General features: G+C 47.8%; 8 protein-coding genes and 1 tRNA gene. All 9 read left to right on the forward strand.

Annotation, left to right across the window (positions count from 1 at the left end; all coding sequences use genetic code 11):
* Positions 1-19: 19 nt before the first annotated feature.
* Positions 20-1,273: an aspartate kinase gene (locus HAV38_RS02705; protein ID WP_168052195.1), complete on the forward strand. Its 1,254-nt coding sequence runs from the start codon at positions 20-22 to the stop codon at positions 1,271-1,273.
* A 114-nt stretch (positions 1,274-1,387) separates the two neighbouring features.
* Positions 1,388-1,481 (forward strand) — tRNA-Ser (locus tag HAV38_RS02710).
* 396 nt (positions 1,482-1,877) lie between these two features.
* Entirely contained in the window at positions 1,878-2,267 is a 390-nt protein-coding gene (locus tag HAV38_RS02715; RefSeq protein ID WP_245182159.1) for a GNAT family N-acetyltransferase, read from the forward strand.
* A 1,574-nt stretch (positions 2,268-3,841) separates the two neighbouring features.
* On the forward strand, positions 3,842-5,068 hold the full coding sequence (locus tag HAV38_RS02720) for a tyrosine-type recombinase/integrase (RefSeq protein WP_168052197.1): 1,227 nt from the start codon (positions 3,842-3,844) through the stop codon (positions 5,066-5,068).
* 398 nt (positions 5,069-5,466) lie between these two features.
* Positions 5,467-5,646, forward strand: a complete 180-nt coding sequence (locus HAV38_RS22225) for a helix-turn-helix transcriptional regulator (RefSeq protein ID WP_375791655.1) — start codon at positions 5,467-5,469, stop codon at positions 5,644-5,646.
* Positions 5,647-5,759: 113 nt separating this feature from the next.
* Entirely contained in the window at positions 5,760-6,161 is a 402-nt protein-coding gene (locus HAV38_RS02730) for a hypothetical protein (RefSeq protein WP_168052201.1), read from the forward strand.
* A complete protein-coding gene (locus HAV38_RS02735; RefSeq protein WP_168052203.1) occupies positions 6,158-8,578 on the forward strand; it encodes a phage NrS-1 polymerase family protein in 2,421 nt (806 codons plus the stop codon). The genes HAV38_RS02730 and HAV38_RS02735 overlap by 4 nt, the downstream gene beginning before the upstream one ends.
* 428 nt (positions 8,579-9,006) lie before the next feature.
* A complete protein-coding gene (locus HAV38_RS02740; protein WP_168052205.1) occupies positions 9,007-9,462 on the forward strand; it encodes a hypothetical protein in 456 nt (151 codons plus the stop codon).
* A 294-nt stretch (positions 9,463-9,756) separates the two neighbouring features.
* Positions 9,757-10,554, forward strand: coding sequence for a hypothetical protein (locus tag HAV38_RS02745; RefSeq protein WP_168052207.1), 798 nt, complete (start codon positions 9,757-9,759; stop codon positions 10,552-10,554).
* The last annotated feature ends 1,559 nt before the right edge of the window (positions 10,555-12,113 follow it).

Consider the following 12,113-nt stretch of genomic DNA (forward strand, 5'->3'; position numbering starts at 1 on the left):
TGCCCACTCTCTCTACCTTATGGCTTTAATCGTCCACAAATACGGCGGCACTTCGATGGGCTCTCCTGAGCGTATCAAAAATGTCGCTAAGCGCGTTGCCAAATGGCATAACGCGGGCCACCAGATCGTCGTCGTTCCGTCGGCAATGTCAGGTGAAACTAACCGCCTGTTAGGGTTGGCAAAGGAAATTAATACCAATCCCGACCCGCGCGAGCTAGACATGCTGGCCGCAACCGGTGAGCAAACGTCAGTCGCACTATTAGCGATGGCGTTGCAGGCGATTGGTCAACCCGCCGTGTCGTACGCGGGCTGGCAAGTCGTAATCAAGACCGATTCGGCACATACCAAAGCACGCATACACTCCATCGACGACGTTAAAGTACGACGTGATCTGGATGCCGGTAAAGTCGTGATTATTACCGGTTTTCAGGGTGTCGATGAAAACGGCAATATCACTACGTTAGGTCGCGGCGGGTCTGATACCTCAGCCGTAGCCGTCGCTGCGGCAATGGGCGCAGCCGAATGTCTGATTTATACCGATGTTGATGGTGTCTATACCACTGATCCACGCGTGGTATCCGATGCCCGCCGTTTGAATACGGTGACTTTCGAAGAGATGCTTGAGATGGCCTCGCTAGGCTCCAAAATTCTGCAAATTCGCTCGGTCGAATTTGCCGGAAATTACAAGATGCCAACCCGCGTGCTGTCCTCGCTAACTGACCCCTTAATGCCGCTGGAACAGGAAATGATTTCTGGCACACTGATTTCGTTTGAGGAAGATACAAAGATGGAACAAGCTACGATTACCGGCATCGCATTTAGTCGCGATGAAGCAAAAATTACCGTGATCGGCGTGCCTGATCGTCCAGGAATTGCCTATCAGATCCTGGGTGCAGTTGCCGAAGCCAATATTGAAGTCGATATGATTATTCAGAACCAGTCGATGGACGGCAAAACCGATTTCACCTTCACCGTCTCGCGTAGTGATTACGATAAAACCATGGGTGTGCTCGACAGCAAAGTAAAAGCACATGTTGGTTCGGGCAACATCGTAGGCGATAATAAAGTATCCAAGGTCTCGGTAGTCGGTGTCGGTATGCGCAGCCACGTGGGAATCGCGTCGCAAATGTTTCGTACCTTATCGGAAGAGGGTATCAATATCCAAATGATCTCTACCTCCGAAATCAAGATATCTGTATTGATCAACGAAAAGTACATGGAGTTGGCCGTACGTGCATTGCACAAAGCGTTTGAGCTGGAAAAAGTCCAATAGAATTTAATTTTGCCTTTTATGGCAAAAAAGACAGACTTTTTATTGACCAAGTTCGTTTGAAAAGATATCATGCGTAGCCTTGCTGCAGCGATATCATGATGTAGCAGCAAGTTTGGAGGCGTGGCCGAGTGGTCGAAGGCACTTCCCTGCTAAGGAAGCATATGGGCTTAAACCTGTATCGTGGGTTCGACTCCCACCGCCTCCTCCAAGAATGATAAGCCCCTGATTCGTCAGGGGCTTTTTCATATGTGGCGTCGATGAGTATCCGCCCTTATATGGGCTTCAGATGGACGGGGAGATGCTAACGGCGACGCTCTCCGAGCCACTTGTTTTTAGGTGCGCTGTATCGCATTTGTACCGGGCACCGGCTGGTTTCCTTAGGTGTCCGAAACGTTACGTTTATGCTATTCTGCGCGCTAAATTGTGATGCAAGATGCATTCACTATCTGATCTAAAAGCTTAAGTTCTTCAAAGTTTTCTCAATTGCAGCACTGATCATCGGTTTCTTTTAACGTCTAAAAATGGTTTAGTCGCGATGTCGTGTGATCACATCGCGCATTTAGTTAACATCCAGTTATTTCCCGGTGGGGATACCAGTCAACGTATGAATTCCATCTATAAAACGCAGGTTGAAGATAATTTGCACATCGTGTTCGCTATCGTGACCAAGCAGGATTTTGAGAGTCTGGTCGCGCTGCGAATTGCAGCCATGCGCGAGAGTCTGGAGCGGGCGGGAAAGTTTGATCCGGCACGCGCCAGAGAACGTCTTAAAAACGGTTTCAAAGCCGAACATGCCCGTCACATCCTCGTTAATGGCGTGCACGCCGGGTTTTTTGTCCTGAGGCCAGTCGAACAGGCACTATCGCTGGAACATTTATATATCCATCCGGACTATCAAGCTCGCGGCATCGGTGCCGAAGTCATGCAAAGTATAATTGCGCAGGCAGACGCGCTCGGCGTGCCGATTAAGGTCAAGGCGTTGACGGGAAGTTGATCAAACGGTTTTTACTTGCACCATCATTTTATAGAAACGGATCAGGATGACTGGGATACGTTTTATATACGTCACACAAATGCAGACTCTTAACCCTCTGCGCACATGGCATACAGCAGACTGGATCATGGGGTGAACACGCGGTGCACAAATCTCAGCGCGGGGAGTCTGAAGGATATTTCATATAATAGAATCGATGGTGATATTTAAGTGGTTTTGCCTAAATCTGTGCGATAGAATTAAAGTGTTGGGAATCAGGTAGTTAGGTGAATTAGGCGATAGTTGTTAACAGGGTTATTCACACAATCTGTTGATAACTTAGTGCGGCAAAAGCATTCTCAATGATTTTTTCTATCGTGAGCCCCATACTCGGGCCTACCTGGAAGTTATTAAGTAGTCAAAAGGATATGGTATACATAAACTATATATCTGTTATCACGATAATAAAGCAGACTTGCTTTGCTGCACTGCGGTATAGTTCATTTGTCTCCTCCAACACCTCAAAGGTTTGGATTTAACCCACTAATTATTTAGTGGGTTTTTTTTTGTCCTTAAATAATCTTCTTAAACCGCGGTGCCTGCAAAACCTATCTTGCACGGAAGAACTGCCTAATGTAACGTGTTATTCCACCAGTTTGCTGCCGCGTTGCACGGAACTTTGTAGTCTGTCATACTGCGGCGCAATGTTTTCTTCGTCGTTTATCAGCGGGGCGGTTATTTCTACCGTAAAAAATATGTCCGCTACTAAATCTTGACAACAAGATAGTCGTTACGATGAGAACCTGATAAAATTCTGCCCTGTCTTGTCAAGAATGTTTTGTTGTCCCAACTTTTCGGGATAAGTTAATGTTTTTAGATGTCTGGTTTTAATTTGCTTATGAATTAAATTCGACGGCTATTCTACATTTGACTTTTCACTATAACGTTAGGTAGAATGCGGACTTCGCGATTTTACGCAACGAGCCGGTAGAGTAAAAATTTTACTTAAAGTCTCAGGTAGTAAAAGCGTTAAAAAAGTTCAGACGTTAAGCTAAAACGTAAAAAAGCAAAGAGCATAGCGAAGATCCAGAACACGGATATTCACAATGCCCGAGTGGTGAAATTGGTAGACACAAGGGACTTAAACTAATTTGAGCCCTCTTGAAGAAATTCTTGAGGTGAAACTCGTCAAACTCGGCGAAGGCCCTGGACGAAAGTCCGAGCTAATACCGAGCCAAGCCCTCCGACGAAAGTTTGGGGGAAGGTGTAGAGAGCAGACGGCGAGCACCTAAAGTCGCAAGACCATGGTGAAGGCGTGCTCCAGACCACGAACAGCGCATGCGCTGGCGGCTAAAGCCGAAGTGGTAAGAAAATCCCTCGACTTAATCGTCGTACCGGTTCAATTCCGGTCTCGGGCACCAAGTACACGTATCACGAAGTACCAAGAAGTTTCAGAACCCGCTACCTTCATAGGCTAGCGGGTTTTTTGTTGTGCCAGAGAGTATCAAGAGGTAGCATGAAAGCTCACACAAACAGCGGTATGTCTGACGGTATGCGCGTTACCGGTTACAGCAGATACCGTCAGGGAGAAAAACATGGCATTGACTGATATCTTCATTAGGACAGTAAAGCCGACTGGCAAACCCAGTGGCGACAAATATGCCGATGGCGAAGGCATGTATCTACTGGTCAAGGTTCCCGGAAAATATTGGCGCTTTGATTACCGGTTCGGGGGCAAGCGCAAAACGCTGGCGCTCGGTGTCTATCCTGATGTATCTCTCGCTGATGCAAGGACAAAGCGCGAAGCTGCGCGGAAGTCTCTGGCAGTCGATGAAAAAGACCCTGGTCAAGTTAAAATTGACAATAGGCAGGCGAAGGCGGTAACGGCCGCGAACACTTTTGAAGTCGTGGCGGGCATCTGGCTAGAAAAAACGGCTGCAAGCCGCGCAACCAGTACTCAGGAAAAGATAACTAACTGGATGAAAAAGGATGTGTTCCCCTTCATCGGGAAAAAACCAGTCTCCGATATCAAATCAATTGATGTGTTGGAGACAGTGAGAAAAATGGAAACTCGCGGCGTTCTCGATTCCGCCCACCGAGTAAAGCAGCTATGCGGGCAAGTTTTACGCTACTGCGTGGCCACTGGGCTAATCGAGCGCGATGTAACTGCTGACCTAAAAGGTGCGCTTTCCGTTGCCTCAAAAAAGAATTATGCGGCTATTACTGAGCCTAGGCAGGTCGGGGTATTAATGAGGGCGATATTTTCTTACTCAGGTTATCCATACGCCGTAGCGGCACTTAAGCTGGCACCGCTGGTGTTTGTACGGCCAGGTGAGCTTCGCTCTGCAGAATGGGTCGAAATTGATCTTGGCACAGCTGAATGGCGCATACCCGGCGAAAAGATGAAAATGCGAAATGACCATCTTGTTCCGTTATCGACGCAAGCCGTAGAAATTCTTCGAAACTTACAAGCTATAACCGGCCATGGAAAGTATGTATTTCCTAGCATTCGGGATGAAAAGAGATGTATGAGCGAAAACACGATCACGGGTGCCTTGCGTGGCATGGGATTCAGTAAACAAGTAATGACTGGTCATGGGTTTCGCGCGATGGCGCGCACGATCATGGATGAGGTTTTGAATGAGCGCGTAGACCTGATAGAGCACCAGTTGGCACATGCGGTGAAAGATCCGAACGGGCGCGCGTATAACAGGACAGCACACTTACCAGCGCGTCGGGAAATGATGCAGCGATGGTCGGACTATCTGGACAAGCTACGCATTGGGGCGGATGCCATTCAGTTGCGCGAAGTTGGCGCATGAACTTTAGTTTATAAAAAATGTTTTTGCATTGTAGCGTTTGCGCTGTGGTGGAACTGCTTGACAGGTTCTTGGCATATCCGTAGCATATCAATTGAGTGCGAGAAAGTTAAGACCTGCTTTCAAAAACGCTTGCTAGAGGTGCAATAAAAAACCGTAAACAACGCGGGGGCCTCGTGGAAACTAAGTTGACAGGCTTCAGGTCCTGGCAATCTTACGGAAGCTGGAATGAAGCACATTCCTTTCAAGACTGCGCATGGGGGAAGCCCCGAGGAATATTGAAAGCGTCCTAAATACTAGCCAGCTGGCTGCCCCCGGCGATCCCTGATAATTATGCAAGGCATTGTGCCGCGTGTAATTATTGCTATTACAGGGATTTTATGGCAAACCATACCAACTCAATGCTGCAGCTCCGTGACGTGATCGCGGAAACTAGCCTATCAAGAAGTACGATTTTTCGTCGTATCGATCAAGGACTTTTCCCTAAGCAAATCCAGATATCTGCGCGCCGTGTCGCTTGGCGCAGTTCTGACATAAACGCATATCTTGATGCGTGCACAAACCCACAAATTAAAAAATAAATCCACGGCAATATGCCGTGGACTGATCGCTTGATTTTAGTCACGCTGAGATGGCGTGTGCCTAATATTGAGGCAGTACTCGGCTTTTGTCAATTATAGACAAAGGTTACAAAATGAATACGAAACTACAAAACCACAACTTGTTTAATCACAAGTCGCTGGATGCAGGGCCAGCGCTAGGCATCACGGGTCAGGAGATGCAAAGCATGGTCCTTATTTGGACGATATTTATGCATGTGGCAGTGAAGTCTGGCTACATATCCGATCAGGCGATGGTAGCTCTAACACGACGGCAAATTGACAGCGGGGAAAGTTTGGCGCTTTGTCCGGATGACGCAAACGTTAATCTCAAAAAAGTATGGGATTACTCAGCACTGCAAGTAAACGGGATAGGGTCGCCGGAGATTCCTGACGCTTTTACCGCCCTGGCACAAGGGGTAAAGTATGCTGAGTTGATGCATGCGCAGGTGCGTGCGCTGGCATCAAAGCAACCTGTCAAAAAGGTCAAAGCATGATGTCGCCAGGCGATAAGATAGTAGCTGGCACAAATATTGCTTTGTCAGCGCCCGCGTATAAAGTTACGCCCCCGGATCTGGCCGCGATTGCATTAACTGGATTGCCAGAAAGGGCTGAGGGATGGTGCGTCTGGAAATTGGTGCACCAGGTCAAAGGTAAACCAGCAAAGGTGCCTTGGGGTGTTGACGGAGTACTTTCAGTAGCGAAACCAGATTCGTGGCTTTCGTTCGATAAAGCATCTGAAATGTACAAGCGGGGCGGCTACGCTGGGGTTGGAGTGCTAATGGGCACTTCCGATATAGAGGGCTTAGTCGGCTTAGACTTGGACCGCTGCCTGGACGCGGTGTCGGGCGAAGTACTTCAGGGCAGAGAGAAAATAGTGGCAGATTTTCTTGCTATCGGGGGCTACTGCGAAAAATCTCCATCTGGGTCTGGATTGCGCATGTTCATTCGCGGATGGCGGTTTTATGAAACGCACCGTCAAATTACCCCGAAACATCATCTCGAAATATACGATGAAGGAGACTCCAGATACCTTACTGTAACGGGTAACGCCTATCCGCCGGACTCTAAGCCGATCAGCATTGCGTCTAGAGAAAAAGAACTGGAAGTTTTCACTTTTAAATGGTGCGACAAGGAACCGGAAGCTGACGCACTCGATTTGGGGGAGTTCGGATCAATCGCAGAATCGCGCAGTGCTGAAGAAGTTCTCGCGTTGCTCAAACAGAACAACAAAGCAGGCCGAATAACAAAGTTACTTGAAGGAAATTATCTAGACTATGCTGGTCCCAGTGAGGGTGATTTTGCTTTGGCGATTGAGGCCAGCTACTACAGCCGGTCGATAGCGGCCCTAGAAACCGTAATGCGTGGTTCCGGACTACTCAGGGACAAATGGAACGGAAAGCGAGGCAAAGGAACTTTAATTCAGCACACGATCCGAAGCGCGCTAAAAAAACAGACTAAATTCTATGATGCGGAGCAGGCTGAAAAAGTAGAAGCTAAAGCTATCGAAAAAGCGGCGATATCGGCAGAGATAGAAATTGCGAAATCGGTTCTTGTTCTGGGTTTCGAGGACTTGCGTAAAGGTAAGGGCTGGAAAACGGATATCTGGTCGATTACTGAGCTATTGATTCGGGACTCGCGTTTATTGGGCACAGTCTTTTTTAACGAGTTCTCAAACATGCCAGTTCTCTCGCGTTCGCTACGTGATGCGTTTGACGACCCATCTATGCCCGACGCCATAGGCCAGCTCTCAGACATACACTATTTGGGGGTATCCAGATGGCTAGGCCGTCAATGGAATATAAACGTCCGTCAAGACCAGACGCTAAGCATAGCGATCGGCTGGGCCAGAAAAATATCCTATAACCCTCTCCTGGAACGCCTTAATAATTTACACACGGGTTGGGACGGCAAACCCCGGCTATTGGGATGGCTATCGACTTACCTCGGTGCACAAACCCTTACTGACGAAGGGACGGATATCACTGAATACCTTCAGGCCGTCGGACCACGGTGGGTTATTTCAGCCGTGGCCCGGGCGATGAAACCGGGATGTCAGGCAGATTGCATGCTAATTTTGGAGGGAAAGCAAGGTGCCCGTAAAAGCACTGCGATACGTGTTCTTGCTGAAGCTTTAGGCGAAGGCTATATGCGTCAGAGCTTTTCTTTGGAGGCTGGGAAAGAATCTCAGATCGCATTACGTAATCATTTGATAATAGACTGGGCTGAGCTGGCTGGTTTGGGCAGGCGCGATCTTAATGACATCAAGACCTTCATAACCAAGACAGAGGATAGTTACCGTAGCGTGTATGGCATTACGGAAACTACGTGGAAACGAAGTTGTGTTTTCATTGGTTCGACGAATGAAAGGCAATATCTTACTGATCCCACGGGTGGGCGTAGATTCTGGCCAGTGAAGGTAACCAAAGTTCAGATAGAGCGATTACGGGCTGATGCCGGACAATTGTGGGGCGAGGCTGTTGCAATGTACCGTGCGGGGCATCACTGGTGGATGGATGATGATGACCCGAAAGATGCGAAGGCACTCCGCCTTGCCTTTGGCGAGCAGGATCGAAGGCTAGGGCATAACGCATGGCACGAGCGGGCAGCAGAAGTCGCCGACAGTCTGGTCGGAGGCAGGCTGAATTTGTCCGATGGCTGTGGCGTAGCAAACTGTACCCGCAGGTTTAGTGGCGACCAAGTTCGATTTTGGCTGGGTGGCGGTAGCGCTGAAGGTGCCGCCAAGTTCGAAGGCAATGCTTGGCTGCAAACGGTAACTGGCCTGAAGCTGGCGGGATGGGAATCGAAAAAGATAGATGGACTGATGCGATGGGGCATTGCGCCGGAAAAGTTGGATGAGCTTTACCTGAAGCTCGGTGTGGTGGCGAAAGCCAAGCCGAAACTGAAGCGATAAGCAAGCCCCGGCAGCACGGGTGGTAGGGAGGGTAAGGGCTGTATCTGGTGGAGGGTCTGGGTTTGACCCTCCCTACCTCTTAGAGCTAGGCTGGGCTTGATCCTGAGAGGTTTTCAGTGCATTGACAGCGGGAGGGTCTGGAAACGTCAGAAACCGCTTGCGAACAAGGCTGGGCTTAGGCTTTTGGTGTTCGAGGATACCCTAACCCGTGGCAGCTTTAAGAGAAGAAAAAAGGGTAGCAGTGCTATACCCTAATTTATGTATATAAAGCGGAACGCGTAATTGACCCTCCAACCCTCCCTAATCGTTTGCAAACCCTTATGAGTGCTGGGTTTGCAGGGTTTCGCCCCATATTTTGACCCTCCCGGAAAGCCTCCCTAAACTGAACTACCTTCCCTAAATTTAAAGCATTGTGAAAGGATCATAAAATGGATAACTCGGAACTGATCGCGGCGCAGATCGCAGCATCGAAGGCTTACTCTGCGGGGAATCGACTTGCGGAGCGCACCGATAAATTAGACCGAATAGATCCTGACAAACTCGCTGATCAGGATATCGGAAGGCTCCTAAGTAACCCTGCCGCATTCTGGGCTATGGCTGTGACTAAAGAAGCCTGCGGGAATGGGGAGCTAGCAGGTGCCTTGGCGTTGTCTAACCAAGTCGCTTCGGCTCAGATGGCTGTAGGGGACGTTACGTTCGTGAGGGATAGCTTGATCGGTCAGGCGCAATGGCTAGGAGTGGTGGCTATTAAAATGATGACGCGTGCGGAGGGGCAGAAGAATTCTCACATCTCTGCACAATCTATCAAGCTGGCTTTGACGGCTCAGAGGCAGGCTGCACAATGTCTGATCAATGCAGCGGCGCTGGACAAGCAACGTGTGTGACAGGACTATCACGGTGGTTGGATAGTTGATAGAAGTGAAATATATTACTTTGTTTAGCTACTGCAACTATTAGCTACGCATGAGTCTCGATCTAATAATAAACGTTGAAAGGTGGTATACCTAAATTCCCCCACGGTGTATCTTATGAATTCTATTGTTATAGTTTCAACATATCTGATAGGCGTAGCTGGTGGGGGAAGATAAAGATAAAATTGTTGTTTCCTCGTAATTTTATAGCGGTCCCCCTAATGTGTAAGCGACTGTTCCATGCACCGTTACATACAGGGGTCAGGAATGCGAATTAGAACGCGTGACGGTGTTATTTCCGACGTTAATGTCATTGAAAAACTGTTGCGTAACCATGCAAATGCCCATATGTCTCCGGTTTTGGCTTCCTCGCCATTACAGGTAAAGCACACGCCGCGGCAAAGCAAAGTAGAGCCACTGGAATTGCCAAAGAAAAGGCAACAGCATGCCGACCCTAAGGAGGCGTCAGGTAACTCTGTAAAAAACAAAAAAAAAATCCAGAGTCAGGAAAGATTTTCGGCTGCAGGAAAAACGCCCGCTAATAAGAGGAACAATTGGGGGAAGCAAGGCGAAGAACAAGCAGATAATCTCGTAAAGCCCATATTCGACAAAAAGATTGAGAGCGCTGTAAGGTGGGCTAAAAAAAATGCTTTGATTCGCAGCAATATACAAAAGGCCAAAAATAACGTCACTCGGCAATATATTGACGACTTAGCTAGGTTCCCGCACCTATCGCTCAAAGTTGCTTTGCCTAAGGAGCCCCCGATACCGATAGCACCCATTTGGATAATGACGAGTAAAAAGCGCAAATCTAAATCTAAATTTGTTGTTAAAAACCAAGAAGCGCATTACAGGCTGCAAACACAAAAAGTTAGAACCCCAATTCGCTTAGAAATCCAACCTGCTCAGATAGAGGCACCGAAGATTGCCGCCTCCAATCTATCGCGGATAGTACTAGCTAAAATCCCAGAAAAAACAATCTCCAGCAAGACGGTCACGGTGGGCTGTAAATGCTTAGGCACAAATGAGAATTGTAACTGGTGCGGGGGAGCCGGTTATTATTAATTAATGATGCACGATAGAGATATCGTCAGGGGTCTGGTTACTCGCCATTCGCCATTCATTTAGGCGAACGAAAAGTTTAAAAACTTGGGCCGAATTTTTGAGCTGACAGGTAAGCGAAATGGAAAAACTGGTCGTCAGGAAGTGTACCCGTCACTTGGAAACCGGGCCGCGCGCTAACTTTATTGCGGAAGGTGGCCAGCAAAATACTTGGTCCGGATATGTACCTGGACTTTATCGATAGAGAAATTTTAAGCCATCGATAGCCAAGTATTTGTTCCTCCTAAACCTGTGTTGAAAAGTAGAAAATATATGGAATTATATAGCTATTTATTTATCAAATAAAAATTATAACTCTTTGATTTAATTGACTTTATAGGCTATTCGAGGTATCATAGAGTTCTAGTGATAGCCATAACGCCCCACTCAATTCTGCCCTTGAGTTTGCGGTAGCCTAATGAATTTCACTAAGGAAAAGACCGTCAACTATACGGCTCTTGTCGGGCAGGAATACTAACTTTTTCTTTGCCTTTTTATATAAATTACGTCACTGATCGGAAAATTTGATGAACCAGTATTTGGTAGGTCTTAGCGATAAACTTACAGAAGCATTGCCACACAACATGCAATTCTACTCGGTTGATGCAGTGTCAGAACAGCAAGCTCGTGAGCTATTTTTGGCTAAGGTACGGACTGATATCACTGGCGAAGATTTTGGTCTCATAATATTGAATCGAGACTCGATCAAGTCTATTTAGTCGACCTAAAAAGTATGCTGCGGGTGATCTTAGTCATCCGCTATTTGCCGTGGAGCGTCACTAAGTGCAAACCCGGCTTAGAAGCCTGAGGCCAAAGCTATGCGACAAAATGATAACGGCAGTGACTGTCGACCACGGGGTGCAATAGGCTTGTGGTCCTTGGATGTATGTGCGTGCTTGACCTGGGATTGCTCGCAAGGCTTGGCTTATGCGATAAGACCGAAGGTAAAGCAGGTGCACCTAGTCTAACGTTTCTCGCGCTTATTGCCGCAATCTGACTAGCTCGCTGTCCTGTTGTAAACCCGATACAAGGTTACACTTTCATTCTTGACGGTACTTTTGACGGTACTTATGGAAAAAATAGACGATTTTAATAGGTAAACGCGGTTCCGGTCTCGGCACCAGAACTATCGCAAACGTTCACCACGTTTGCCTAAAGACCCCTAAGAAATCAAACGCTTAGGGGTTTTTTAACGCCTGTTGCGCCCACGGTTGCCCGTTGATACCACCTTTTTACATCCATCCTTGTTGCCACAAGACTTATATGCTTGCTGGTGGCGACACCATGTATCCAAAAGTAGCGCCGACTAGCGCGAAGACATTTCGTATAGTTTATCGCCAGCCCAATCCGATATGTTTTGCACTGCAAGTCTTTGCACAGCCAATATGCTGAGGTACACTAAGCATCCGGTGCTTCAAAACACCTTAATACGCGGTATGCCTTCCCGACAGTCAACGGCTCTTTTTTCGTCCAATGGTTTTATTCCTATGGGCGGGATGGGGCAGCAATACAAGACCCGTAAG

This window comes from Glaciimonas immobilis (genome assembly GCF_011947285.1).
Taxonomy (GTDB): Bacteria; Pseudomonadota; Gammaproteobacteria; order Burkholderiales; family Burkholderiaceae_D; genus Glaciimonas; species Glaciimonas immobilis.